Origin of the sequence: Falsiruegeria mediterranea M17 (assembly GCF_900302455.1) — a bacterium.
GTDB classification, from domain to species: domain Bacteria; phylum Pseudomonadota; class Alphaproteobacteria; order Rhodobacterales; family Rhodobacteraceae; genus Falsiruegeria; species Falsiruegeria mediterranea.
Genome location: NZ_ONZG01000016.1, coordinates 23,408 through 48,347, shown reverse-complemented (window position 1 = coordinate 48,347; position 24,940 = coordinate 23,408). Strand labels below are relative to the sequence as shown.

Annotated in this window: 29 protein-coding genes and 1 pseudogene; 12 read left to right on the top strand and 18 right to left on the bottom strand. The window is 60.3% G+C overall.

The window, feature by feature from the left end:
- Positions 1 to 4 precede the first annotated feature (4 nt).
- The 6 genes from TRM7615_RS25615 to TRM7615_RS23120 all read right to left on the bottom strand — a co-directional run bounded on the left by TRM7615_RS25615 (position 5) and on the right by TRM7615_RS23120 (position 5,805).
- On the bottom strand, positions 5 to 703 hold the full coding sequence (locus TRM7615_RS25615) for a hypothetical protein (protein WP_165821506.1): 699 nt from the start codon (positions 701 to 703) through the stop codon (positions 5 to 7).
- 303 nt (positions 704 to 1,006) lie between these two features.
- Positions 1,007 to 2,041: a GGDEF domain-containing protein gene (locus TRM7615_RS23140; protein ID WP_108792224.1), complete on the bottom strand. Its 1,035-nt coding sequence runs from the start codon at positions 2,039 to 2,041 to the stop codon at positions 1,007 to 1,009.
- Positions 2,038 to 2,625 (bottom strand): heme NO-binding domain-containing protein, encoded by a 588-nt coding sequence (locus TRM7615_RS23135; protein ID WP_108792222.1) that lies wholly within the window; start codon positions 2,623 to 2,625, stop codon positions 2,038 to 2,040. Before TRM7615_RS23135 ends, TRM7615_RS23140 begins: the two co-directional genes overlap by 4 nt.
- A 140-nt stretch (positions 2,626 to 2,765) precedes the next feature.
- On the bottom strand, positions 2,766 to 4,325 hold the full coding sequence (locus tag TRM7615_RS23130; protein WP_108792220.1) for a trimethylamine methyltransferase family protein: 1,560 nt from the start codon (positions 4,323 to 4,325) through the stop codon (positions 2,766 to 2,768).
- 449 nt (positions 4,326 to 4,774) lie between these two features.
- On the bottom strand, positions 4,775 to 5,464 hold the full coding sequence (locus TRM7615_RS23125; RefSeq protein WP_108792274.1) for an HAD family hydrolase: 690 nt from the start codon (positions 5,462 to 5,464) through the stop codon (positions 4,775 to 4,777).
- Positions 5,465 to 5,520: 56 nt separating this feature from the next.
- Positions 5,521 to 5,805, bottom strand: a complete 285-nt coding sequence (locus TRM7615_RS23120; protein WP_108792218.1) for a DUF3572 domain-containing protein — start codon at positions 5,803 to 5,805, stop codon at positions 5,521 to 5,523.
- 95 nt (positions 5,806 to 5,900) lie between these two features.
- On the opposite strand from TRM7615_RS23120, the gene TRM7615_RS23115 reads away from it, so the two are divergent.
- Positions 5,901 to 7,295 (top strand): diguanylate cyclase, encoded by a 1,395-nt coding sequence (locus TRM7615_RS23115; RefSeq protein ID WP_108792216.1) that lies wholly within the window; start codon positions 5,901 to 5,903, stop codon positions 7,293 to 7,295.
- Between the two features lie 3 nt (positions 7,296 to 7,298).
- Here TRM7615_RS23115 and TRM7615_RS23110 read toward each other — a convergent pair whose 3' ends face one another.
- From TRM7615_RS23110 to TRM7615_RS23095, 4 genes are read right to left on the bottom strand one after another with little or no spacing between them, the layout of a single operon-like run.
- A complete protein-coding gene (locus TRM7615_RS23110) occupies positions 7,299 to 7,763 on the bottom strand; it encodes a periplasmic heavy metal sensor (RefSeq protein WP_108792214.1) in 465 nt (154 codons plus the stop codon).
- Positions 7,764 to 8,114 (bottom strand): hypothetical protein, encoded by a 351-nt coding sequence (locus TRM7615_RS23105; protein ID WP_108792212.1) that lies wholly within the window; start codon positions 8,112 to 8,114, stop codon positions 7,764 to 7,766. It lies immediately after the preceding gene.
- Positions 8,107 to 8,670: an RNA polymerase sigma factor gene (locus TRM7615_RS23100; RefSeq protein WP_108792272.1), complete on the bottom strand. Its 564-nt coding sequence runs from the start codon at positions 8,668 to 8,670 to the stop codon at positions 8,107 to 8,109. The genes TRM7615_RS23105 and TRM7615_RS23100 overlap by 8 nt, the downstream gene beginning before the upstream one ends.
- 57 nt (positions 8,671 to 8,727) lie before the next feature.
- Positions 8,728 to 9,177: an EF-hand domain-containing protein gene (locus TRM7615_RS23095; RefSeq protein ID WP_108792210.1), complete on the bottom strand. Its 450-nt coding sequence runs from the start codon at positions 9,175 to 9,177 to the stop codon at positions 8,728 to 8,730.
- A gap of 249 nt (positions 9,178 to 9,426) precedes the next feature.
- On the opposite strand from TRM7615_RS23095, the gene TRM7615_RS23090 reads away from it, so the two are divergent.
- Together TRM7615_RS23090 and TRM7615_RS23085 are read left to right on the top strand one after the other, a co-directional pair.
- A complete protein-coding gene (locus TRM7615_RS23090; protein WP_108792270.1) occupies positions 9,427 to 9,819 on the top strand; it encodes a DUF983 domain-containing protein in 393 nt (130 codons plus the stop codon).
- Between the two features lie 22 nt (positions 9,820 to 9,841).
- Entirely contained in the window at positions 9,842 to 10,555 is a 714-nt protein-coding gene (locus TRM7615_RS23085) for an NUDIX hydrolase (protein WP_108792208.1), read from the top strand.
- Positions 10,556 to 10,816: 261 nt separating this feature from the next.
- Here TRM7615_RS23085 and TRM7615_RS23080 read toward each other — a convergent pair whose 3' ends face one another.
- From TRM7615_RS23080 to TRM7615_RS23070, 3 genes are read right to left on the bottom strand one after another with little or no spacing between them, the layout of a single operon-like run.
- Positions 10,817 to 11,719, bottom strand: a complete 903-nt coding sequence (locus TRM7615_RS23080; RefSeq protein WP_108792206.1) for an EamA family transporter — start codon at positions 11,717 to 11,719, stop codon at positions 10,817 to 10,819.
- Between the two features lie 21 nt (positions 11,720 to 11,740).
- Positions 11,741 to 12,649 carry a fatty acid desaturase gene (locus tag TRM7615_RS23075; RefSeq protein WP_108792204.1) on the bottom strand — a complete coding sequence of 303 codons (909 nt, stop codon included), beginning with the start codon at positions 12,647 to 12,649 and terminating at the stop codon, positions 11,741 to 11,743.
- On the bottom strand, positions 12,642 to 12,845 hold the full coding sequence (locus TRM7615_RS23070; RefSeq protein ID WP_108792202.1) for a DUF2061 domain-containing protein: 204 nt from the start codon (positions 12,843 to 12,845) through the stop codon (positions 12,642 to 12,644). The genes TRM7615_RS23075 and TRM7615_RS23070 overlap by 8 nt, the downstream gene beginning before the upstream one ends.
- Positions 12,846 to 12,960: 115 nt before the next feature.
- On the opposite strand from TRM7615_RS23070, the gene TRM7615_RS23065 reads away from it, so the two are divergent.
- Complete coding sequence (locus TRM7615_RS23065) at positions 12,961 to 13,827, top strand: helix-turn-helix domain-containing protein (RefSeq protein ID WP_108792200.1); 867 nt, start codon at positions 12,961 to 12,963, stop codon at positions 13,825 to 13,827.
- A 78-nt stretch (positions 13,828 to 13,905) separates the two neighbouring features.
- On the opposite strand, the gene TRM7615_RS23060 is transcribed toward TRM7615_RS23065, so the two are convergent.
- The 3 genes from TRM7615_RS23060 to bcoG form a co-directional block, all read right to left on the bottom strand.
- Complete coding sequence (locus TRM7615_RS23060) at positions 13,906 to 14,667, bottom strand: SDR family oxidoreductase (RefSeq protein ID WP_108792198.1); 762 nt, start codon at positions 14,665 to 14,667, stop codon at positions 13,906 to 13,908.
- A complete protein-coding gene (locus tag TRM7615_RS23055) occupies positions 14,664 to 16,127 on the bottom strand; it encodes a carnitine 3-dehydrogenase (RefSeq protein WP_108792196.1) in 1,464 nt (487 codons plus the stop codon). Before TRM7615_RS23055 ends, TRM7615_RS23060 begins: the two co-directional genes overlap by 4 nt.
- Before the next feature lie 93 nt (positions 16,128 to 16,220).
- Positions 16,221 to 17,138 carry a 3-dehydrocarnitine:acetyl-CoA trimethylamine transferase BcoG gene (bcoG, locus tag TRM7615_RS23050; protein ID WP_108792194.1) on the bottom strand — a complete coding sequence of 306 codons (918 nt, stop codon included), beginning with the start codon at positions 17,136 to 17,138 and terminating at the stop codon, positions 16,221 to 16,223.
- Positions 17,139 to 17,272: 134 nt separating this feature from the next.
- On the opposite strand from bcoG, the gene TRM7615_RS23045 reads away from it, so the two are divergent.
- Positions 17,273 to 18,259 (top strand): GlxA family transcriptional regulator, encoded by a 987-nt coding sequence (locus tag TRM7615_RS23045; protein WP_108792192.1) that lies wholly within the window; start codon positions 17,273 to 17,275, stop codon positions 18,257 to 18,259.
- 54 nt (positions 18,260 to 18,313) lie between these two features.
- Here TRM7615_RS23045 and TRM7615_RS23040 read toward each other — a convergent pair whose 3' ends face one another.
- The gene (locus tag TRM7615_RS23040; RefSeq protein ID WP_108792190.1) at positions 18,314 to 19,360 is read right to left on the bottom strand and encodes an aldo/keto reductase; all 1,047 of its coding nucleotides are present in this window, start codon (positions 19,358 to 19,360) and stop codon (positions 18,314 to 18,316) included.
- 117 nt (positions 19,361 to 19,477) lie between these two features.
- Between TRM7615_RS23040 and TRM7615_RS23035 the strand changes: the two genes are divergently transcribed.
- The 7 genes and pseudogenes from TRM7615_RS23035 (at position 19,478) to TRM7615_RS23005 (ending at position 24,475) form a co-directional block, all read left to right on the top strand.
- Entirely contained in the window at positions 19,478 to 19,876 is a 399-nt protein-coding gene (locus tag TRM7615_RS23035) for a rhodanese-like domain-containing protein (RefSeq protein ID WP_108792188.1), read from the top strand.
- A 13-nt stretch (positions 19,877 to 19,889) separates the two neighbouring features.
- On the top strand, positions 19,890 to 20,129 hold the full coding sequence (locus TRM7615_RS23030) for a toxin-activating lysine-acyltransferase (RefSeq protein WP_108792186.1): 240 nt from the start codon (positions 19,890 to 19,892) through the stop codon (positions 20,127 to 20,129).
- The gene (locus TRM7615_RS23025; RefSeq protein ID WP_108792184.1) at positions 20,126 to 20,938 is read left to right on the top strand and encodes a hypothetical protein; all 813 of its coding nucleotides are present in this window, start codon (positions 20,126 to 20,128) and stop codon (positions 20,936 to 20,938) included. The genes TRM7615_RS23030 and TRM7615_RS23025 overlap by 4 nt, the downstream gene beginning before the upstream one ends.
- Before the next feature lie 226 nt (positions 20,939 to 21,164).
- A pseudogene (locus tag TRM7615_RS23020) lies at positions 21,165 to 21,569 on the top strand (imm11 family protein); the annotation flags it as partial.
- A gap of 127 nt (positions 21,570 to 21,696) precedes the next feature.
- Complete coding sequence (locus tag TRM7615_RS23015) at positions 21,697 to 22,326, top strand: ImuA family protein (protein ID WP_108792180.1); 630 nt, start codon at positions 21,697 to 21,699, stop codon at positions 22,324 to 22,326.
- A gap of 77 nt (positions 22,327 to 22,403) precedes the next feature.
- Positions 22,404 to 23,039 carry a YceI family protein gene (locus tag TRM7615_RS23010; RefSeq protein WP_165821504.1) on the top strand — a complete coding sequence of 212 codons (636 nt, stop codon included), beginning with the start codon at positions 22,404 to 22,406 and terminating at the stop codon, positions 23,037 to 23,039.
- A 212-nt stretch (positions 23,040 to 23,251) separates the two neighbouring features.
- Complete coding sequence (locus tag TRM7615_RS23005; protein ID WP_108792178.1) at positions 23,252 to 24,475, top strand: MFS transporter; 1,224 nt, start codon at positions 23,252 to 23,254, stop codon at positions 24,473 to 24,475.
- Here TRM7615_RS23005 and TRM7615_RS23000 read toward each other — a convergent pair.
- A complete protein-coding gene (locus TRM7615_RS23000) occupies positions 24,472 to 24,921 on the bottom strand; it encodes a MarR family winged helix-turn-helix transcriptional regulator (protein ID WP_165821503.1) in 450 nt (149 codons plus the stop codon). The genes TRM7615_RS23005 and TRM7615_RS23000 overlap by 4 nt on opposite strands.
- Between the last annotated feature and the right edge of the window lie 19 nt (positions 24,922 to 24,940).

Below are 24,940 nucleotides of genomic sequence, written 5' to 3'. Positions count from 1 at the left end.
GGTGTTACCTCCTTGCCCGGCGCAGCGTTGCATTGCTGCGCCCGTTGGTTTCCGGCTGGTACGTGCTGCAATTGGCATTGCCGCGATTGTCCAACCGGCACGTGATGTCGCGGCGGAAGATCGACGAGTTGTTGTCACACTGCAGATTGCCGGGTTCGCGCATGGTCAGCCGCCCATTGCCCGGCATCCGGCCCGTCAGGTTGCCCTGGCACCGCACCCCATTGGTGGAGCGCATGACCTCGGTCCCGTTGCCGTTTTTGTCGAAACAGATCCGCCAATAGCGGAAGCGGGTGATGGCGCCGGTGTTGATCTCGCGCACCGCATAATCGGATGACAGCTGCCAGCAGCCCTCCATCACCGAAATGTCATTGTCGTCAAAGGCATCCGGCGCCAACCCGCTGGGCGTCTTGGGTTTTGGCGGTGGCGGGGGGGGCGGCGGCGGAGGGGGCGGTGGCGGTTCCGCCTTGCATTGAAGCAAGGCCAATTTCCGCTCCAACCCCAGCACGTCGGCGGTCAGGTCCGCTGTCTGCTGATCGGTCTCTGCCAGCGCCTGTCGCGTGGCCAGAACCTCATCCGGGGTACAAAAACTGATCACACGGTCGCTGAACGGCAGCCGCAGGCCGCAGGACTGCAGCAACAGATAGGCCGACGCCCCAGTTACACCGATCAGAAGAACCGCCATGACGGCAACAAGAAATCGCATTCACATTCCGACATGGCCCCGACACGGTGCGCTCTTGCGCCCAAAGTCGGACAGTCAGCCCCAGCTTGCACTTGCCCAAGCTTAGGCGGTGTGAGCGGAAGCCTGCAAGTCACTTGTTTCTCAAGCGTTTTCAGGGCGCGAGAAATCGCCGTCTACCACAAGTTTGGACGTACAGTATGCCTAGGCGGAACGCCCAAGATACTGAACAAGGATGGACAAGCCACAATCAATCGCAAGCCAATACCTCCCAAGACCTGGGAAACACGTCAGAGATGCTTCAAGACGATTAAACTGCACTCGGATCTATGTCTGATCTTCCGTTTCCCCCTCGGACAGGGCAGTTGTTCCCATCAGATCAGACATCGAGCGATCAAAAAAGTGATGGCAGGCCCGGCCCGAGCGTTTCGCCGAATACAGCGCAAGGTCGGCTGCATGCAACACTTCGGCGGGATCCGGCGTGTCGAATTGCGACGACTGCACCGTGCCGATACTCGCCGAGATCCGGCATATATCAGATTGGAACGGAATGGGTTCTTCGAGCCTTGTGATCAGACGGCTCGCAATACTGTCAAGACGAACTATGTCCTGCAGGCCGTTGAAAATAAGAACGAATTCGTCCCCGCCTATGCGTGCCACCGTATCATCCCCCCGGGTTTCTTCGACCATGACGCGGGCCACCTGTTGCAGCACGTGATCGCCAGCCGCATGACCCAAAGTGTCATTCACAGCCTTAAAAAAATCCAAGTCCAGATGCATCAACGCAAAGCACGCGGACGATGCCGTCAATCGATCGAGAATGTGATCCATCGCACGGCGATTTTTCAGCCCGGTGAGCGTGTCCGTATAGGCCTGTTCTTCGGCCGCAATCATGGCCCCCTGCAGGCGCAAGTTAAGGGTACGCGATGCCTCCATCGCGGCGGATTTTGCCTCAACCAGGTAGAGCAGCTCAATCGCCAGATCCGTACCGGAAAAGTCTGCGCTGGTCAGGGCATAGTCCCGGACAGCATCCAGGATCGAAATGCCAAACGAAAGGTTGACAACCGCGCCCGTGTCATCGGGCAAAGGCACGATAATGCCCTTCAAGGCCGTGTGCGGCTTATCCCGGAATTGTAGGTGCAGCTTGGCGCCCGACTCTGCCAGCAGCCCTGGCATGGTCGAAATCGACCGTGGACGCTTCAGTTCGAACAGCTCCAGAAACCGCTGTCCGGCCATCGGCTGATCGGGCCTCAGCTTTTGCAAGGTCGGCCCGACCTGTTGAACATGGCCGCTTTGGTCCAGCAGCACGAACATCGGACACAAGCGTTCGAGCAGGGCCGCAAGATCATCCCTGGAAATCATCTGGCTGTTGCCCCCAAATCAAAGCTTCGCCCCTCGGCAAAAGAGGTTTCGATCAACGTAATCGAAATCACCTTGCTCTCACCCCTGGAGCCGCTGTGCTCCAGCATGGCCAAAGCGCCATAGTCGTCCGCCATGGCCCGCAAAACCCCGATCATGACGCTTTCAAAACCGGGCAAACCGGGATGGCAGGTCAGGGTGAATTCGTTTTGGGCGTGTTCATCCAGCTCAAGCGAGGGCAAGGACAAATCAGACACAGCCAGACGCGCCCGATCAGGTAAATCATCTAGTGAATGCAGGAATTCGACATAATTGACCCCACCAAACCGCAAAAGGCGCCGCAGCGCTTCGGTATTGGGGTTGGACACCAGGTAAGTCCCCAGATCCTCAAGCACTTCGGGCAAGGGGCGGCCAAGCTCCACAGCCATGGCCTCCAGCACTTGCAGGGTCATGCTGTCGTCATACATCAACATGGCTTCGAATTCGATCAACCCAAGGTTGGCCGCCTCGGTCATGCGAATCCAGCGCGATTGCCCGTAGGTGTTACAGACAAATGATTGTATTGCCCTGTTGATCAGCCCATGCATGCAAGGGTCCCCAAGTTCAGTCCAGAGCCAGTTTCACCCGGGAAAACTTAAGAAAGCGCCAACATGGGACGACTTCGTGGGAATATTGTTCCGCACAAATTTAAATGCTGGAAAATCAATGGATAAGCCGGCACCGTGAATCAGAAATCCGTTGGCGCGCCCCCCTCAGCCTTGCGGCGAGCAACAAATTCGGCCAGTTCTTCGCGGATGGCCTCATCCATCGGCGGTTCCTCGAAGTTGGCGACAATCTCTTTGAACATGTGATGCGCGCGTTCGGGGGTCCAGATACCCCCAGCCGCTTCCCACCCTTCATAGTTTTTCCAATCGCTCAGGAAGGGTTGGTAGAACGCCGTGGTATAGCGATCCTGCGTGTGCTGGATGCCAAAGAAATGCCCATCGTTGCCGACCGCCTTGATCGCGTCGAGCGCGATGTCGTCAGGTGTCGTCGCAAAAGTCTCTGGTTCGAAATACCGCTCGATCTGCTGCAGGATCTCGCAATCCATGATGAATTTCTCGGGGCTGGCAATCAGCCCCCCTTCGAGCCAACCTGCCGCGTGGTAGACCATGTTGGTGCCGGACTGCACCGAAGCCCAGAGTGAGTTCGACGTCTCCCACATCGCCTGCCCGTCCGGCACGTTGGCCGCGCAGACCCCGGACGACCGCATCGGCAGGCCATAGAACCGCGCCATCTGCCCGGTCATCTGAGTGGCCCGCATGTATTCGGGTGTGCCAAAGGCCGGCGCACCCGATTTCATGTCCACGTTCGAGGTGAACGTGCCAATGACACAAGGAATGCCCGGGCGCACATATTGGAACAGGGCAATGGCGCAGAGCGCCTCGGCCAGTGACTGCGCAACGGCGCCTGCCATGGTCACCGGCGCCATGGCCCCTGCAAGGGTAAACGGCGTCACAACAATCGCCTGACCGCGCCGCGCCAGACGCAAACAGCCGTCGATCATCGGGTGGTCGTGCTTCAGGGGCGAGGTCGAATTGATATTGGTGTACATCCGCGGTTTGGCCTGAAACTCCTCTTCGGTCAGGCCGCCCGCGATGCGCACCATTTCCATGACGTCCTCGACCCGTTCCTTGCCAAGCGAATAGGCATGCATCGCCTTGTCGGTGATCGTCAGCTTGTCATACAGCACATCCAGGTGACGAACACTGGCATGAATGTCGACCGGTTCGACCGGATAGCCGCCCGCAAAGTGGATGCAGTTGAAATACTGCGTCAGCTTGAGCAGGTTCCGGCACATCTCGCGGTTGCCGGGGACCTTCTTGCCGATCTCCATATCCCAGTAGTTTGGCGGTGATGAAACGTTGCCAAACAGCATGACATCGCCGCCAACGGTCAATTCGCGGTCCGGGTTGCGCGGGGTGATCGTAAAGGTGCTGGGCGCCTTGGCGATCATCTCCATGATCCAGTGACGGTCAAAGCGGACGATGTCGCCATCGATCTTGCAGCCCGCTTCGCGCAGGATGCCCAGCGCCTCTTCGTTGAGGAAGGCGACCCCGATCTCTTCGAGGATGCGCATGGCACCTTCGTGAATGGCCTCGACGCCCTCGGGGCCAAGGGGTTCGGTGGGGCGATCGGTGTTGACCGGCAGGCGCCAGGGCATCTGCTCGATCACTGCGCCCCCGCGTCTGGCGGCGGCACCTGCACGGCCACCACCGCGTCGTTTACGTCCTGACGTCTCTGCCATGGGACCTCTCCTCTTTGCCTTTGGAAACAGAAGGCCCCAGCCGCGCAGGTCTACGCCGCTCTATCCGCGACAATTCTTGTCGCATTTCAATCAAGGAGGGGCGCTTTGCGCGTTTGATCTGGTTGCCGACCCAGACTCGTAGCGCTCCCGCGCCCGAGCAATCCTGGCTTCGCCAGCACCGCTAACGGCCTTGGGCCGGGCGCCTCGCTTATCGTTCGGCGCGGTTCCGCCATAACGCAACCGCCGAGCGCAGCGAGGCCCGGCCCAACGGGAGGCGATGTCCCGCAAGGGGCATCAACGACGGGCGGGAGAGTTTGGCTGATTGGCGCATTTCGCTTGCGACTGTGCGCTTTGGGAGCATAACAAAGACACTGCTCCGCGTCAGGCCGCGCAGAACCCGTGCCATCACAGAGTTCAACTTAAGAACACGCTGCCCGAATGTTAACAGGTCAGCGCGCCAGCCACTCGGCGATGTGACCGATGTTCGGCAACACCACGTCCGCGTGCGGTGACAAGTCATCTGCTGTCGCCATGCCCGTCAGCACGCCGATGGTGGTCATGCCCGCAGCTCGGCCAGCCAACAGGTCGTGTGTGCTGTCACCGACCATTGCGACCTGCCCAGGCTCCAAACCAACATGCGCAGCAAAGGCCAAGAGCTGTCCCGGCCCCGGCTTGGCCCCGTGGCCACTGTCGAACCCAGCGATGAAGTCGAACTTCTCCTGTACACCAGCCGAGGTCAGATGCGTCCGCGCAGGGTGCTCCGCATCGTTGGTCGCCACGCCCAACTTGAGCCCCTTGGACCTCATATCATCCAGGAACGCGGCCAAAGGCACAGCCTCGGCCTGCGGTGCGCGCGCGGCTTCATCGTTGATCATATCGACCAACTCGCCATGCGACATGTCGGGGAAGAAGTCGGCCAGCACCTCGGCCACCTCACCCGGTGTGCCAGCAATCACGATGCTGTCGGGGGAATAGCTGTTCGTTGCCATGTCGAATCCGATGGCATGGCCCACTTCGGTCGCGCGGGTCAGATCGTCACCCGTGACGCGCAGCAGGAACGCGCGGGCAAAAGCCTCCCACGTGGCGGCAAAATCAAACAGGGTGCCGTCCTTGTCGAATAGCAAAGCGTCGATGGGCATGAAAATCTCTCCGGCCTTGAGGTTTGGCATGACCGTTTTGTGTCACACGTGGTCTGTCAGGTCCAATGCATATCGGCGGGTCCGGCCAAAACGGCCCGCGCCTGCATCGGGTGATCATAAGGGATTGTATTGGCGTCGCAAAATGCAACGATCCAGGCATCATCCATCATCAGGAAATCGAGGACCGAGCCCAGGAACTCAGGGTTTGACATCTGCGTTTTGACGTCTGCCTCGGACGCGCCGGTCGAGCCCAGGAAGACCGGCAGCAACTCATCATTGCCGATCAGCCAGCTTAACGCCTTGAGGGCCAGAGTTTCAGCGGAATCGGCGGAAAATGGCATATCTGCTCCGTCAATTTCGAGGCGGAAAGGGTTTGTTAACCAGTCTCATAAACACTTTAGCAAGAATTGGAAGCAACTGTCGAAAGGCGGAGGCCGTGCAAGGAACGATTTTGATACTCGATGGGGTTTCGACAAACCGCATCATGTTGAAGGTGCAGCTATCTGCGGCCTGGTATCACGTTGTGCAAGGCGACAGGCTCCTGGGGCTCGAAGCACTGGTGCGGCGCGTGCAGCCTGACCTGATTCTCTGCGCCATGACCCTGCCCGATGGCAGCGCGCTCGATGTGCGCGACCTGTTGCAACAGGACGAGGCCACCGCAGGCATCCCCATCATCGCCATCACCGCCGAAAACGACCGGTCATCCAGGCTCGCAGCCCTCGGTGCAGGGATCGATGATGTGCTCAGCCAGCCCTATGACGATGTGATCCTGCTCGCGCGCATCCGCAGCCTGATCCGGGCGCACACAGGGTCAGAGGAGCTGCGCATGCAGGGTGGTTCGCAGGCGCTTGGTCTGGCCGAGGCCTCGCCACCGTTCCAAGGTCCGCTGCCCACCAGCAACATCGCCCTGATCACCCAGAGCCCCGGCACGGGCGCGGTTTGGCGCGCGCGGCTCAAGGGCTGCACGCGGCATCATCTGGATCTGCACAAAATCGACGACATGCAACATTTGCTGACCGACCGTGTGCCCGACGCGATCGTTGTCGAGCTTTGCGACAGCGTCACGGGCCTGCGCCTGCTGGCAGATCTGCGGGCGCGCAGTGCCACACGAAACGCCGCTGTCATAGCCATTCCAAACCCCGCCAATGCGCATCTGGCGGCAGACGCGCTGGACCGGGGAGCCGATGACGTGATGCCTGCGGGCTTTTGCGTCGAAGAGCTTTCCCTGCGGCTGGAAACCCAGCTGCGCCGCAAGGCACGTGCCGATCGGTTCCGCGATAGCGTACGCGACGGGCTGCGGGCCGCCTTGATCGATCCGATGACCGGGTTGCACAACCGCCGCTTTGCCCTGCCAGAGCTGGCCCGCATCGCGCGCGAGGCCGCCGCCAGTGGTCAGAGTTTTGCCGTCATGATGGCCGATCTGGACCATTTCAAGCAGGTCAACGACCGCTTTGGCCATCCCGCCGGCGATGCGGTTCTGATGGAAACGGCACGCAGGCTGCGGTCCCAACTGCGGGTCGAGGATGTGCTGGCGCGTGTGGGCGGTGAAGAATTCATGATGGTTCTGCCCAACACCACCCGTACGCAAGCGTTGAAAATGGCCGATCTGCTGTGCCAGAGGATCAACCGCGAGCTGTTCCGCATTCCTGGTCAGAAAACGCCGATCCCGATCACCACCAGCATTGGGCTGTTTGCTATTGATGGTCAGTGCCTGACCACTCCATTCGACTCCCGGAACGTCCCGACCCTGCTCGAACAAGCCGACCGCGCCCTGTATGAGGCCAAGGGCGCGGGCCGCAATCAGGTCTCTCTGATCGCGGCAGCCGCCTGACCCCTACTTCTTGTGCGTCTTGCGGTGTGAGACCTTTTCAAGGCGATCCGCGTAAGAAGCTCGCTCTTCATCGCTCATCGAGGTGATCTGGTCGAACCATTTGTCTTGGATCGAGCGATGAAACGCCTCGCGCTGGACCAACTGCCGATCGAGCACCGTTTTCAACCCTTCCGCATCAAAGGGAACGGCACGCAGCGAGGCCACAATAACCCCGACATCCTTGAATCCGCCCTTGCGCCGAGTGTCGTGGCCCGTGCGGCTGTGCTGCCGCATCTCTTGCCGTACGTCTTCAGGCAGTGCCCGGTACAATGCCGAGCCCAGGCTGCGAGGAGGTGGACGCATGCTGTCGGGACCGCCGAACCGAAGAGCGGCGCCGACGACCAAACCGACAAACAGCAGGTTCAAACCCAATGAAACGATCAGAAGGATGCGCATCCAGGGCCATTTGCGTTCTTTCTGCTCAGCCATTTATCCATCCTCCGTCAATATTCCGGTCTCATCGACACCAAAGATCAGATCCACTTCCAGCTCTTGCTGATAGACCAGCCCCACCGGATCAGGAAGGAAGTCCGGCGGCGCCAAGCCGATCCAGACGCCCGCTGCACAGGCCGTCGCCAGGCCGCTCAGGCCGCTCCAACCGCCAAGACCGGCGCGCAGCTGCGACCAAAGGCCGGCGCGCGCTGCGGGCTCTGGTGCCAAAACTTCGGCCTGAACCTGCACCGCATCCGCCAACATGCGGGCCGACAGTACGTCCGGCAGGTGATCCCGCTGCGTCCGCGCGGCTGCAAACATCTGCTCCAGATCTGTGTCGTCAGTCATTGTCGTACCCCAGTTCTGCGCGCCGCCCCGACAGGGCCGCGGTCAACGCGCGTTTACCTCGGGCGGTCAAGCTCTCGACCGCCTCGACGCTGATATCCATGATCCCCGCAATCTCGGGGTTGCTCAATTCCTCGATGTGGCGCAGCACCACTGCCTGCCTTTGCCGTTCAGGCAGTTGCATCAACGCCCCCTGCAGTGCATCCATTCGGCTGCTATCCTGCAACCGGTCCGCAACACTTGGCCCGCCATCTTCGGGCTCGGGCACCGCATCCAGATCAACCGACCGCTGGCGGCATTTGATGTCCAGGCACAGGTTCAGCGTCACCCTATAGAGCCAGGTCGACACCTTTGCGCGACCCTGTTCCCATTTGGGCGCCACCCGCCACAGGCGCATCATCGCCTCTTGGGCAACGTCCTCGGCCTCGGCCCGGTTGCCCAGCACCCGCAAAGCCACAGCATAGGTCCGCGGACCCAGACGCGCGGTCAACTCGCGTGCGGCCTGCCCGTCACCATTGGCAAAGAGCACCAGCAATGCATCATCGCTGGGTTGGATCATGGCGGTGTTCCCGCCATGACCGTCAAGCGGTATGGAGGCAAAATCCTCCACTCCGGATCAGTCTTGATCCTGGTGACCACGTTTCTTGCGATGCTCCTTCATGCGCTCGCGGGCCTCGGCAAATTCCGCCTCGGAAATGCCACCGCTGCCGTCCTTATCCATACGGTCAAAGAACTTGCCCGCACGACGCGGTTTCGGCAACTCCTCGGCATCCAAAAAACCGTCTTTGTTGGCATCGTGGCGCTCGAACATCTTTTCGGCACGCTTGGCCGCGCGCTCCTGCCCCTTGGCGGTGGCCTCTTCCAGGCTCAACTTGCCATCGCCATCCGTATCGGCCTTGGCAAAGCGCGCAGTGCGGTGTGCTTCCATCTCGGCCTGGGTGATTTCGCCGTTGCCGTCAGCGTCCAGCTCTTGAAACGTCGCATGGGACCCTTTGGCCAGAACCGCTGTACCCGTCACACCTGCGGCCGCAATCACCATTGCCGCGATAAAACCTGCATGTTTCATGTCCGATTTTCCTTTGCTCGGACGGCGACCCCGTGTCGCCGATCATGCAAGTCAAACGCAGGGGCCTTTGCTTTCCGTCGCACTTTTTGAATTTTTTTGGATTGAGGCTCCGTAGTTTCGTTAGAATGCGTAACAGTTCGCCCTTTGCGACATGCCGCCGCAAGGGCACATCGCCCCCTTTTCGACGCGCCAAAAGGGACGCAAAACCTTGATCCATTGTTCAGGTGCAAAGGAATGAGTGACAAAGGTATGACCGACCAAGCAGCTGCCACACCCGACGACCGCCCGACCTGGCCTGCCCTGATCAACGGGTTTCGGCGCAGGTGCCCAAACTGCGGCAAGGGCAAGATGCTGCACAGCTACCTCAAGGTAAACGATCACTGTGCGGAATGCGGGCAAGAACTGTTTCATCATCGTGCCGATGATGGCCCTGCCTATCTGACCATTCTGCTTGTGGGTCATTTGATGGCACCGGGGCTGCATGTGGCCTATGTTCAGTACCGGCCCGAGCCTTTGACGCTTTTTGCAATCTTTGCCCTTGGTTGTCTGTCGCTGTCGCTCTACCTTCTTCCCAGATTGAAGGGAGTGGTCGTCGCCTATCAATGGGCCAGACGCATGCACGGGTTCGGAAAATCCGGCTGACCCTTCGGACACGCGAGGGGACATGAGCACAACCGGCACCATAGATAAAACCGCCATCCGCAATGCGGCAACCGTCATCGTTTTGCGCGACCGCATGGGCGAGCCTTCCATTCTGATGGGACAACGCGGCGCCAAGGCCGCTTTCATGCCAAACAAATTCGTGTTTCCCGGCGGTGCCGTAGATGCCGAGGACGCGCGTGTGCCACTGGCCACGCCCTTGCCTGCGGTCTGTGATGGCCGCCTGCGCGATGATTCTCCAGACGGTTTGCAGCACCCTCTGGCCGTGGCTGCAATCCGCGAGTTGTGGGAAGAGACCGGGTTGGTCCTGGGGACACCCGGTACGTGGGAGGGTGACGTGCCAGAGGATTGGACAACATTTGCTGCCACAGGCCACCTGCCGTCGGCGCAAAGCCTGCAATTCGTGTTCCGCGCGCTGACGCCTCCGGGCCGCCCGCGCCGGTTTGATGCGCGGTTCTTCCTGGTCGATGCCGATGACATCCAAGGCGATCTGGATGACTTCACGCACGCCTCGGACGAGCTGTCGCATCTGCAATGGATCAAATTGACCGAAGCCCGCCAGTTCGACCTACCGTTCATCACCGAGGTGGTCCTGGCCGAAGTCGCCGGTCGCGTCCTGGACCGCGACCCTCCGGAATCAGTCCCCTATTTCCGTAACAACGACGAGGCCAGTCTGTTTTTGCGTTTGCGCGGGTTTCCAATGCCCGATCATCCCTGACCGGTACAGCGACGTATCTTCCGCAAGCCACACAATTTGGAGAAACGGGGCCCTCCCGCCCGTCGTCAATTTTTCTTGACAGAAAAACCTCCTCCCGTTGGGCCGGGCCTCGCTGCGCTCGGCGGTCGGCGCTCGATAATTTCTCTTGGCGCATCACCGCTACTGGTCACATCCGCGCCGGGCGCAGCCCGGCGCTACGCCCAAGTCCGTTGGTAGAGCTGACGCAGTCAGGTCTGCTCGGACGCGGGAGTGCCCCGTTCATCAGATCGCCATCACCAGAGCCAGGATTGACACCCCAAGAAGCCCGATCCCCGCAATTTCGCGCGCCGTGATCTTCTCGCGGAAAAACAGGACCGAGGCCATGAGGCTGAAGATCAGCTCGATCTGCCCCAACGCTTTGACATAGGCCGCGTTTTGCAGCGTGAACGCCAGGAACCAGCAAAACGACCCGCCCATGCTGGTCAGACCGACAAACAGGCCCGTGTTCCGCGTCTCCCACACCGCGCGCAGCTCGGCCCGGTCGCGCCATGCAAGCCAGGCCGCCATCGCGATCATCTGAAAGCTGGTCACAGCCGCCAATGTGATCCCCGCCCGGAATGCAGGCTCCAAATCGCCCAGTTGCAGCGAGGCCCCGCGATAGCTGACAGCAGAAAAGGCAAAGAGAACACCAGACCCCAGTCCCAGCTGTGAGGCGCGGTTGGTCAGATGCGCCCACCATTTGCCATCTCCACCGGGTGTCTTGGACAACAACAGAACTGCCAGCAACCCGATCAGGATGGCGACAAAACCCCAAACCGACACCCCCTCGCCCAAGATAATCAGACCCACCAGAGCGGTCTGGATCACTTCGGTCTTCTTGAACGTGATCCCCACTGCAAAGTTACGCTGCTTGAACAGAGCCACCACACAGATGGTGGCCAGGATCTGCGCCGTCCCGCCGACAACCGCAAAGGTCCAGAACGTCAGATCAAGCGTCGGCAGGCTGCGCCCGCTGATCAGCAGATAGGCCAGCAGCCCGGCGACAACCAATGGTGCGGAATAGGCAAAGCGTGCAAAGGTCGCCCCAGCCGCCGAAAGCTTCACGGTGCTGAGCGACTTTTGCAGCATGAACCGCACCGTCTGAAAGGCGGCGGCGGCGAGGGTGACAGGTATCCATAAACTCATGCCACCCCATATGGCCCGGATTTACGCGTCAGGCCAGAGCGGATGCGGCACCGGGTCCTTCGGCTTCAGGAAATAGAGGCGAAAGACCTCAGCATATGAACGATAGACATAGCCCTCATTGCAATTCAGGTACCGGTCCTTCTCGGCGCGGTAGAGTGCCGGGAGGCGATACCAAGGTGCCTGCGGGTTCATGTGATGAACCACGTGCAAGTTGTTGTTGAGGAACAGAAACGCCAAAAGGCCCCGATCTTCGATCACCACGGTCCGAGCGCGAGATTTCTCATGCGCACGGTGTTCCAGAAAGGTGCGGATCTTGACCAGACCAAGCCCGATATAGGCTGACAGTACCCAAGCCCAAACCGGCATCGCTGATTGCGCGACGATCCACAGAACAACCGCCACGCCCGGCACATGCAGGGCCCAGGCCAACCAGATCGCCCCATCTCCGCGCGCCGCGCCTCGCAGCTCTTCCAAAGTAAAGCAAATCTGCCCGATCAACGGCCCTAGTACGATCCGGCCCAACATCGTGTTGTTTACGGAATAGAGGGCACGTTTCCACCCCGGCATGGCATTCCACACCACAGGGTCCTGAAAATTCGATTCCGGGTCGTCATAAGGATCGGTCAGGTTTGAATCCTGGTGATGGGCCAGATGTTGATCACGAAAACGGTTGTAAGGGATGAACAGCGTCAATGGCAAAGCCATCAGCGCCTCGTTGAGCCATTTGGCGCGGAAGGGATGTCCATGCAGCGCTTCGTGCGTCAACGACGAATGCATCGCTGCAACAATGCCTCCCACAAGAATAGCACCCACAACCGACCATTGCGCCAACCAGAAGATGACAGCAACCCAGGCGGCGTAGCACGCAAGAATCAGGGCAAATGTACCCCATTCGGACGTCTTGGCGGGTTTGCGCAGTTCCTCAAACATTGCGGCCCCAACGGATACCGGCCCAAACGCGTTCATAGATCAGGTACATCGTCAGGCCGATGGCCGTGTTGACCAGGGCCAAAGTGCCGCCAATGGCAGCCGAGCCGGTGGCGATGAGCCCCACCAGGGTCATCATGCCCAACCCCATCAAGTTCCAGATCACCGCCTTGACCAGGGATCTTTGCCGCGTTTCCATTCTGCCTCCGTCTGTGCCGTGTTTTTGTGTTCACGGATTTGTTACGTGGACAGCGGTGGGTTGAGAATTCTGAATATGATTAACAAAATTCAGCATTTGTGATATTTATCACCACATGATTGAAAAAATGGACAAACGCATTCGTGCCGCCCAATTCCGCCTGCGCATGGCCAAAGCGATGGAGGACGGCAAGGTCAGCCAAAGCGCCTTGGCGCGACAGGTCGGTGTCGACCGCTCGACCATCTCGCAGCTGCTGACGGACGACGGGGCCCGCCTGCCCAACGCCCATGTGGTGGGCGCCTGCGCCAGCGCCTTGGGGGTGTCAGCCGATTGGCTCCTCAGCCTGTCAGACCGTCCCGAAAGCGCGGCCGAACTGCTGGCCGGCTCGCTCAGTTTGACCGAAGCCCCCCGTGCGTTGGTGGATGAACGCATCTTTGACTGGCACCAAGAGGCGGCAGGCTACAAGATCCGTTATGTCCCGGCGACCCTGCCCGACATGCTCAAGACCCGCGCGCTGCTGGAATGGGAATATGCCCCGCATCTGGGACGCACGGCGGATCAGGCCATCGGTGCGTCCGAGGACCGCCTGACCTGGATGCGCAGCGCGCAGTCGGACTATGAAATCGCCATGCCGCTCTATGAGATCCACAGCTTTGCCCATGCGACGGGCTATTACCACGGCCTGTCGCTAGAGGTCCGGTTGGAGCAGATCGACCATTTCCTGTCCCTCACCGAGCAACTTTATCCCCGCCTGCGAATCTATCTTTTCGATGCCAAACGGCTCTATTCGGCGCCCGTCACGATCTTTGGCCCGTTGATGTGCGTCTTTTATGCCGGTGGTCACTACATGGCGTTCCGTGACAAGGGACGGATCGAAACGTTCACGCGCCATTTCGACACGCTCGTGCGCGAGGCGGATATGACCGCCCGACACTTCCCCACCCATCTCAGGCAATTGCGCGCGGCCATTGGCGGCACATGACCCACGGCCCGCCGGGCCGTTCAGGCTCAGCGAAGCTGAGCTACGAGAATCCCGCGCCCGGCTTTGCCGGGCGCGCCCTCATGCCTTGGGGTCGGGGTTCACCGTGTGCCCGTCGACGGCAATAACTTGCCCCGACACCAGGCGCGCTGCGTCCGAGGCCAGGAACACAGCCATCGCCCCGATATCGCGCCCTTCGATGAAAGACCCCATCGATGTGCCCGAGGCATAGCCAGCATAAACCTGATCGCGGGTCATGCCTTTGGCTGCGGCCTCGCGTTCCATCACGCCTTCGATCCGTGGACCTTCGACCGAACCGGGGCAAATCACATTGCATCGTACGCCATGCGGTCCAAGCTCCATGGCCAGCGTTTTGCCCAGCCCAACCATCCCCCACTTGGCCGCAGCATAAGGCGCGCGGTTGGGATAGCCGTACTGCCCAGCGGTGGACGAGGTGATCAGCACACAGCCGGATCCTTGCTGTTTCAGCATGGGAGCCGCGTATTTCGAGCATAGAAAGGCACCTTCGAGGTTGACCGCAAGACAGGCCCGCCAGGCATCCAGCTCCACGTCCTCGATCAAGGCTGTTGGACCCGCAATGCCCGCATTGGCGCACAGCACATCCAAGCTGCCCCAGGCCGCCTCGACCTCGGCAAACCAGGCCGCGACCGAGGCCTCGTCCGCAACGTTCACCTCGCTGCGCCGCCAGCCTTCGGGACAGGCCGTCAAAGCAGCCGCATCCACATCCGCCACCCAGACCTGTGCGCCAGCTTCGGCAAAGGCTTCGGCGATGGCGCGCCCAACTCCGGACGCGCCAGCGGTGATCAGGACCTTCTGGCTCATACGGGTTTGCGGATCGCGTTACCCGCCCCCTCAGGATACGGCAAGCCTGCCTGACCTTCTGCGACCCTTCCCAACGCGGCCTCGATCTCGGTCGAAGGTGCGCAAGGCCGCCGCGTCTCCAGGCTCACATGCAACAGGAAACTCTCACCCGTCGCCAGCAGCTTGTCGCCTTCATACATGGAATGGAACAGATGCAGTTTCTTGCCCGCACCCAAGAGCATCTGAGTCCGCACCTCGATCTTGGCCCCTGCATGGGTTTCATCGATGTGACGGATGTGCGTCTCGGCCGTGAAATAGCTGCCCCCGGATGCGATATAATCCGCATCACAGCCGATGATTTCCATGAAGCGATCGGTCGAATTGGCAAAAGCCTCCAGATATTTCGACTCGGTCATATGCCCGTTGTAGTCCGTCCAATCCAACGGCACAGCGCGCGCCAGCGTCAGGATCGGCTGAGACAGATCTGCCTGGTCCAGCGATGGCAAAGCCCCCGGTTTCAATGCCGCATCATGAGCGTTCAGCACCGCACCAGCGCCCCAGTTCTGCGCCTTGAGCGCCCGCATCATGCCCACCAGATTGTTGTCACGAATACGTTCCAACTCGCGAATCGAGTGCATGCCTGACTGCGCGTCCGATTGCCCTGCAATCAGGTCGACTAACTCGTCGGTGAACTCGGGCACATCCATCAGCTTGGTCCAGGGCCACTCCAGGGCCGGGCCGAACTGCGCCATGAAATGCTTCATGCCAGCCTCGCCACCTGCCACGCGATAGGTTTCGAACAGACCCATCTGTGCCCAACGAATGCCAAACCCCATGCGGATGGCTTCGTCGATCTCTTCGGTGGTGGCGATGCCATCCTTGACCAGCCACAGCGCCTCGCGCCAGACGGCCTCAAGGAAGCGATCCGCGATATGCGCGTCGATCTCTTTCTTGACGTGCAGTGGGAAGAACCCAACCGATTTCAGCAGGTCCTGCGCATGGGCTACAAATTCGGCGCTGTTGGCGGCGGTCGGCACAACCTCGATCAGCGGCAGCAGATAGACCGGGTTGAACGGATGCGTCACCACGATCTGCTCGGGACGCAAAGCGCCTTCTTGCAGCTCCGACGGTTTGAAACCGCTTGTGGACGAACCGATGACAGCACCCGGATCACAGGCCTCTTGCAACCCTTTGTAGACCTTCAGCTTCAGATCCAGTCGCTCTGGTACGCTTTCTTGAATCCAATCGGCACCCTGCACTGCATCGGCCATTTCAGCGTGAAAGGTCAAAGCCCCTTCTTCGGGCAACGGCACATCGCTCAGCCCCGGCAGCGAACGACGCGCGTTGTCCAGAACCTCGCCAATTTTGCGCTCGGCCTCGGGGTCCGGGTCGAACACCTGCACGTTCCAGCCATTGAGCAGGAAACGCGCGGCCCATCCGCCCCCGATTACACCACCACCGATGATTGCTGCTGTTTTCATCTGTCAGCTCCAAAGAATACCTGCCGCGCAGCGGCGAAAAAGGGGTGGGTGGGCGGGCCCACCACCCCGATCAGCTTCAAACACAAGATTAGATTATTTCGCCACTGGCGCCCGTTTCACCAGACCCAGCTTCTCGCGCACTTCCTGCGGCCCGATGACCCGCGCGCCCATATTCTCGATGATCGAACCTGCGCGCTCCACCAGCTGCCAGTTCTCGGCCAGCACGCCCTTTTCCAGCCACAGGTTATCCTCAAGCCCAACCCGCACATTGCCGCCAGCAAGAACCGCCGCCGCGACATAAGCCATCTCGTTACGCCCCAGCGAAAACGCCGAGAAGGTCCAGTCATCCGGCACGTTGTTCACCATCGCCATGAATGTGTTCAGGTCATCGGGCGCCCCCCACGGCACGCCCATGCACAGCTGCACCAGAGCATTGGGTTCCAGAACCCCCTCTTTCACCAGCTGTTTGGCAAACCAAAGATGGCCGGTGTCAAAGGCCTCGATCTCGGGCTTCACGCCCAGATCCGTCATCATCTGCCCCATGGCGCGCAATGCGCCGGGGGTGTTTGTCATGACGTAATCGGCTTCGGCAAAGTTCATCGTGCCACAGTCGAGTGTGCAGATCTCGGGCAGACATTCCGCGACATGCGCCACGCGCTCGGATGCACCGACCAGATCGGTCCCTGCATCGGCCAAGGGCAGCGGGTTTTCCACGCCACCGAATACCATGTCGCCACCCATGCCCGCAGTCAGGTTCAACACCATGTCCACTTCGGCATCGCGAATGCGGTCCGTCACTTCGCGGAACATGCCCATGTCACGCGAGGGCGCGCCGGTTTCCGGATCGCGTACATGGCAGTGTACCACCGCCGCGCCGGCCTTGGCCGCCGCGATCGCACTGTCGGCGATCTGCTTGGGTGAACGAGGTACATGAGGGCTGCGATCTTGCGTCCCGCCCGAGCCGGTGACGGCACAGGTGATGAAGACTTCGCGGTTCATTTCCAAAGGCATTTGCGTTTTCCCTTCGATTTACCGTCTTTTGCCTGTGCTTATCCCCAGGCTTGTCCACGGATTCCAATTTGCGTTCATCCCCGACTCTGGCGCAGCTTTGTCATCGAAACTTCACATGATGCGAATCGAACTTGATGAAATCCGCAAAAAACATACTGCAGCCCGAGCACCGCGCCCTGAAAACCGCCGTCCTCGTGCTGGATGATTGCAACACGCTCAGCTTCGCGGCGGCTGTGGACCCGATGCGTGCCGCCAACCGGCTGGCTGACCGCCCGGCGTTTGATTGGGACTATGTCACCGCCACCGATGCGCCCGCACATCTGACCAGCGGCCTTGCTGTGCCGGGCATCCCGCTGGCCCGGCTAGAGGGTTGCGACCTGCTGATCGTCATCGCAGGGTTCCAACTGGCCCGCCACGCCACGCCCAGCCTGCTCGCCGGACTACGCCGTATCGCCGCCAGCGGCGCCACAATTGCGGGCATCGATGGTGGCCCCTGGTTGATGGCCGAAGCTGGTTTGTTGGATGGCCATTCCGCCACCACCCATTGGGAAGATCTGGACAACTTCGCCAACCGCTTCCCCGAGATCGAAGTGCTGCGCGACCGCTTCACCCTGTCGGAAAACCGCCTGACATCCGGTGGCGCAATGCCGGCAATCGAGATGATGCTGCAGATCATTGCTGCGCGCCATGGTTCGGGTTTTGCCTCGCGCGTCTCGGGCCTGTTCCTCTACGATGGTGCCCCCGCCCCCACCAAACCGCAAAGCCGTACCGGCCTGCCGCATCGCCACAACGCGCTGACGGCCAAGGCCAATGCGCTGATGGAGGCCGCGCTGGACGAGCCGATGCCGCTGTCCGACATCGCGACAACCTTGGGCACCAGCCCGCGTACCCTGCAACAGCAGTTCCGTCTGCGCCTGAACACCACACCACAAGATCACTACCTGCACCTGCGCCTGGCCGAGGCGCGCCGCCTGGTCACGGACACGGAAATGTCTCTGATGGATGTGGCGATGGCCACGGGCTTCACCTCGCAATCCAGCTTTGCCCGCGCGTTTCGCACCGCCCATGGGTTAACCGCACGCGACCTGAGGCAGGACCACGGACAGCCCACACATCACTAACCCACATTTGTTCTCAAATTCAGGTGGGGGGCAGCGCCCCCCTCTCTGATCCACTCAATAGGGCATCGGATGCGCCCGATGCGCGTCGTTGATCTCTGTCAGAACCTCATCGGACAGCACAACATCGACCGACGTCAGAACGTGCTCCAACTGCTCCAGCCGCGTCGCGCCAAAGATGGCCGAGGCCATGAAGGGCCGTGTCCGGCACCAGGCCAGCGCCATATGCACCGGATCAAGCCCATGCTTGGCGGCAATCTCCAGATAAACATCCACCGCGTCATAAACGCGGTCCGAATGCCGCCCACCCAGACCCGGCACGATGGACTTGCGCGATCCTTCGGGCACCACGCCGCCCTGATACTTGCCCGTCAGCAACCCAGTGCCCAAAGGTGAAAAGGCCATCAACCCAACGTCTTCGTTCACGCTCAACTCGGCCAGGTCGGTGTCATACATCCGGCAGAGCAGCGAGTATTCGTTCTGGATCGATGCCACCCGCGGGCCATGCCCGGCCTCGGCCAACCGCAGCCACTGCGCCGTACCCCAGGCACTTTCGTTCGACAGGCCAAAGGCGCGGATATTGCCCTTGGCGACCTGCGCCTGCAGTGCCTCGAGGCACTCGACCATATTCTCCAGCACCTCGCCCGGGTTCTGCCCCGACGGGTCAAAACTCCAGTTCTGCCGGAACATGTAGCTGCCGCGATTGGGCCAGTGGAACTGATAGAGGTCGATGTAATCCGTCTGCAGCCGTTTGAGTGAGCCCTCGATGGCATCTGGAATGGTCGCCGCCGAGATTGGCGCGCCGTCGCGCGCATGGGCAAATCCGGCCCCGGAATGCTTGGTGGCTAGGATGTAGTCGCCCCGCTGCCCCGTATGGGCGGCATTCCAATTGCCAATGATCGTTTCGGTTAAACCCACGGTTTCCGCCGAAATCGGGTTCACCGGATACATCTCGGCTGCGTCGACAAAATTGATGCCCGAAGCCAGCGCCAGGTCCATCTGCGCATGTGCCTCGCCCTCGCCGGTCTGAGTGCCAAATGTCATCGTGCCCAAACATAGCTCGGACACCTGCAGGCCGGTACGGCCCAACGGGTTCATCTTCATGGGAAATCCTCTTTACTGCTTGGGGTCAGACCCTAGCGGGCACACAGGCAGAGGCAACCCCTTGCCGCCCGGCGCAGTTTCAGACAGCCTGCGCACAATCAAAGGGGAGACCGAGCCATGCCGCAGACCATCACCAAAGGGATCAAAACGCTTCTGGCCGAGGCCAATGCACAAGTGAAAACCATGCCCGTGGCCGAGGCCAAGACGCTCTATGACAACGACGCCTACGTCTTTATCGACCTGCGCGACATCCGCGAGCTGCAACGTGCAGGCATGATCCCCGGCGCCTTTTCCTGCCCGCGCGGCATGCTGGAATTCTGGATCGACCCCGACAGCCCCTACCACAAAGACGTGTTCAATCAAGACAAGACCTATGTCTTCTACTGTGCCAGCGCCTGGCGATCGGCCCTCAGCGCCAAAGTGGCGCAAGAGATGGGCCTCTCCCCCGTTCTGCACCTTGAGGGCGGGTTCACCGAATGGCTGAAACAGGACGGGCCGGTGCAGGAAAAATCGTAAAGCGCGCGTCGCTTTGCCGATCCTGCTGCGGCGGTTCAAGTTTTGTTCTAAAGGCAAGCAGCCTGTGGCATTTCTGACCTGGGCTACGGTTTCGGACGCGGTCAAGGTAGAGGCCGGGGAGCCGCTGGAATTGGCGGACTGGACGCCGGGCGACACTCTGGTTGTGGTTGACGTCGTCTCGCCGTTCAATTCGGCAGAGCTGATTGAAAACCGGTTCTTGGATGGGACCAAGAGCCAAAAAGGTGACGCATGATCAAGAAACACAAAAACGGGCATGACGTGATCAAGCTGGATGGTCACGATTTCATCCTTGAAGAGCCCAGCCGCGAGGTCATCCGCGAGGCGTTGTTCTACGTTTATTACGCATCAACCACTGGTCCGGTTATGGAGATCGAATGGGTGCGTGACTATCCTCAATTCGGTCCTCGAAACGAAGGCTGGAGCAAGGATAGCCCTCACCGCGTGTGGCACGACCTGCCTGAAGAAGTCGGCGAATGGCGGCTGGAAATCCTGACTGCGGAACCAGAAGGCTTCGCCCCATTTTTTACTGATATCCGAGTGCGCCGTGACAGGTGGCACTGGATGACGGATATTACAGAGGGAAACAAGCTCATGGTCCGACCTGCCGTTAAGGCTGTGATCGAAGAGCTGGACAAAGAGATGAACTATTTCTTTCCCATGAAGGTTTTTGATCGCGACATGGGCGAATTGATCAGCGACGAATATCATTACTGGATCCCGCGGCGCAGGCTTTGGTTTGAGCCGGAAGTCTTCAAGCGATCTGACCGTGTCGTGGACATGCCATTTGTTGGTCCGTTTGCACGTATCGACACAGCTTGGGAATTAACACATAACCAAGCACTAAGAGCGATGGCTGCAGAATATCCATTTTGGGGCCTTTCGGCGAGTTTGACCGATGTTGCGTTCTCCAACCCCGTTTTCCACCGATTGAAATCGGAGGGTATCACCGGCCTCGTCGAAAACACAGCGACGGGGCATTGGGACCGAAACTATTTCCAGAACATAGGGCATTTCGGCGACCTGATCGCAGCAGAAAAGTAGGCAATATGCCATATTTGATCGACGGCGGGCATGGAAAGCCGTATTCGCGTCCAGCCGAATTACGCGACTGGTGGCCAAAAGACACACAAAAGTGGTTGGTGAAAAGGTCTGAGTTTGCAACTACTCTCTCGGAAGGCCTTAGCGAAGCAAAAGCCGCAGAAGCCCCTTCCACTCTTGCCCTTAACGGCATTCTTAATCTCAAACCGTTTTTAAGTCAGTCAACGGCTGGTGGTTTGTTGAGCAGTTGGTCAAGGACCTGATCGAAGCGCTTGATCCGGGGCGCCATCAGTTCATCCCGATCCGGTTGGCTGGCTACAGCGGCGAACGCGAGGTCGAGGAGGGCACATGGTATATCCTGAACGTGCATTTTCGCGTGACGTCGGTTGTAAAAGACCTGTCCGATTTGGATGTCCACCGTCCACCACCAAACGCAAGACTGTATGTTAATCCGTTTGGTAAGCGTCTGACCATGGACGCTGCCGAACTCGATCCGGCAGCGCATTTGTGGCGCGAACACCGGTTTGGGCGAGAATTGTTCATGTCGGATGATCTGTACGACCGACTGTTGCAGATGAAGGTCAAACTGTCTGCCCGCAAGGTCGGCATGATCAATGCCGTTGAAAACAAGTGACTTGTGAAGGAATGGGCAGAGGAGTCCTCCGGTAATGCCAACACTGGCTGCGAAGCCCATCGTTTGGCACCGAATGTCCCCTCTCCACTCAGTTGAGAACAAATAGAGAACATGCTATTCTGCTCTCATGTCGACTCAGCTGCTCAAACGCCACACCAACCGCCGTACCGGACCAGCGCTGCCCCTGCATCCCGAGGTCTCCTTGCAACTGGCCCGCGTGCACGAGGCCTGTGGCCCCGCACGGCGCAGCTTTGCCCTGTGGCTGGCCGGGCAGATGCAGGGGCCGGTGCTGTGGATCGCGCCCGCATGGGAGGCGGACCGGTTGAACCCCGACGGGATGCTGGATTTTGCCGATCCCGCGCGGTTCCTCTTTGTGCACCCCCGTCGGACCGAGGATCTGCTGTGGAGCATGGAAGAAGCCTTGCGCGCAGGTGCCGTTCCGCTGGTGATTGCTGATCTGCCCGCCGCCCCTGCCCTGACGCCGGTGCGGCGGATGCATCTGGCGGCGGAAACCGGCGGCACCCTGGGCAAAGCGCCGCTGGGGCTGCTCTTGACCCCTGGCGATGGTGGCGCGCAGGGGATCGAAAGCCGATGGCATATGACGCCCGCTCATAGGGGTACGCAACGTCGCTGGCACCTGGAGCGTCGCCGCGCCCGCGCCCTGCCCCCTATGACCTGGATCGCGACACAAGCCCACCCCGGCGCACGGCTGGACCTCAAGCGGGAAACGGAGACTGCCGCGCTCACAGCCCCCTGACAATGCGGTGAAGCCGCGGGAATTCGCACACAAACGCCACATGTCATGGCAGGCTACTCCTGAAACGAGTGCCCCACATGACGAGTATTCACATGATGCGATCGACACCCCTCACCCGCCGCGCGGTTCTGCGCACCTTGGCCAGCCTGCCCGTGTTGGGCTTGCCCTGCGCCAACGCCGCTCTGGCCAAACCAACCCGCTACATGCTGGACCCCCGCGCCTCCTCGGTCGGGTTTGTCTTCACGCTGTCAGGCACCGCCCAGCGCGGCACGATGCCGGTCAAACGCGCTGACATCCTGATCGACCCGCAGAACCTGACGGCCAGCACGGTCGATGTGCTGGTTGACGTCAGCCGCGCCAAAACGGGCCTGTTCTTTGCCACCCAGGCCATGACGGGGGCCGACGTTCTGAACGCCGCCCGCTATCCGGACATCCGCTTTGTCTCAACCCGGGTTCAACTGGGTGCCAGCGGTCGTATTTCCGAAGGCGCGCGCATCACCGGCGATCTCACGGTCCGGGGCGTCACTCGCCCCATCACGCTTGAGGCCACGCTTTACCGCCGCCCGGGAAGCCGGGCCGATGACCTCAGCCAGCTCAACATCCGTCTGCGAGGCGACATCAGCCGCAGTGCCTTTGGTGCATCCGGGTACAGCGATCTGGTGACCGACACCGTCACGCTGGACATCCAGGCCACGATCAACCAGACCGGCTGACTGCCCATCGACGGCCTTGCCCCCAACACGGTTTGAGTTCTGCGGTGCCGCGCCTCGCCAAAGGCGAGGCGCCCGGCCCAACCGAGCAAGGGCCCGTCAGGGCATGTCGCGAGGGCGGGAGCGCCTCGCTCCAGAAAAAAACGCCAAAATCGACAAGCGAAAGTCGAATACGCGCGTGCATTTCTGATCGAACGGGATCAGGGTGCAACATTATGCGCCTGATCATCTCTTTCACCGCCCTGTTTCTCTCTGTCATCCTGCTGCAGCTCTCGACCGGTGGTGTGGGGCCGCTCGACGCCATCTCGGGCCTGACGCTCGAATTCTCCAAGGAGCAGATCGGCCTTCTGGGCTCGGCGCATTTCATGGGCTTTTTTGTGGGATGCTGGTGGGCCCCGCGACTGATGGGTAGCATCGGCCATTCACGCGCCTTTGCCGTCTGCACCGCCCTCGGCGCCATGGGTCTTATCGGGCATACCCTGACCGAAAACCCCTATGTCTGGGCCATCCTCCGGATCGCCTCCGGCACCTGCGTGGCAGGCTGTTACACGGTGATCGAGGCCTGGCTGAACGCAAAGGTTACCAATGAAAACCGCGGCCGCGCCACAGGCACCTATCGCATTGTAGACATGAGCGCATCATTGGGCGCGCAGTTGATCATCGCCATCTTGCCGCCCGCCTCTTACGTTTCCTACAACCTGCTGGCCATACTATGCTGTGCCGCGCTTCTGCCCCTCACGTTGACCAAAGCCAGCCAGCCTGAAACGCCCAAGGCGCCGCGCTTGCGTCCCAAGTTGGCCTGGCGATGCTCGCCGTTGGCTGTGGCGGGTGTGATCGTCGCGGCCCTCAGCTCGGCCTCGTTCCGGATGGTCGGCCCCGTATACGGCCAAGAAGTGGGCCTGGAGATCGACCAGATCGCGTTCTTCCTGGCGTCCTTTGTTCTGGGCGGCGCGTTGGCGCAGTATCCGATGGGATGGCTCGCCGACAAATACGATCGTCGCTGGGTTCTGATCTGGCTCTCTGCCGTGGCCGTTGTAAGCTGCGGCATCACCATGGCGGCCAGTGGTTCGGGCACGTTGGGCGTTATGCTGGCCGCGGGCTTTTTTGGCTTCACCACCTTCCCCATCTTTTCGGTCTCGGCGGCACACGCCAATGACTTTGCCACGTCCGAGCAACGGGTCGAGCTGTCGGCCGCGCTGATGTTCTTCTTCGCTCTTGGAGCGATCGCATCACCTTATGTGTCATCCTCGCTGATCGACGCCTATGGCCCAGGCGCTCTCTTTGCCTTTGTCGCCACCGGGCACATCGTTCTTATTGTCTTTGGTCTGACCCGGATGCGCGCGCGTCCAACGCCGGAAGAGCGCACAAACTATGTCTATGCGCCGCGCACCTCTTTCACCATCGGGCGGCTACTGCGCCGCCAGCGCGAAGGTCGTTAGGGTTCGAGCAACCCATCCCTGAGCTTGAACAACAGATGTTGCAGATCCTGCAACTCGGATTGTGTCATGCCGGTCTGTTCGATCATGCATCCGGTGATCGCAGGCGCCTGGGCCTGTAGTGCCCGCCCATGGTCGGTCAGCACAACTTCGACCACACGCCGATCATTCAGGCTTGGCTCCCGGCACACAAGCCCCATGCCCTCGAGCCTTTTGACCAAGGGTGTCATCGTGCTGGTTTCCATTCTCAGCACCTTGGCCAACGTGTTGACCTTTTGCCGGTCCTTTTCCCACAAAAGCGTCAGTGTAATGTACTGCGGATAGGTCAGCCCAAGCCGTTTCAGATACTGGGCGTAGGCGCGGCTAACGGCATGAGAGGTCGTGTAAATGCCATAGCAGAACAGTTCATCTGCCCGCGTCGGAACGTCGGTAGTCTGCGTTTCACTCACATCCTGCCTCATTATTTAA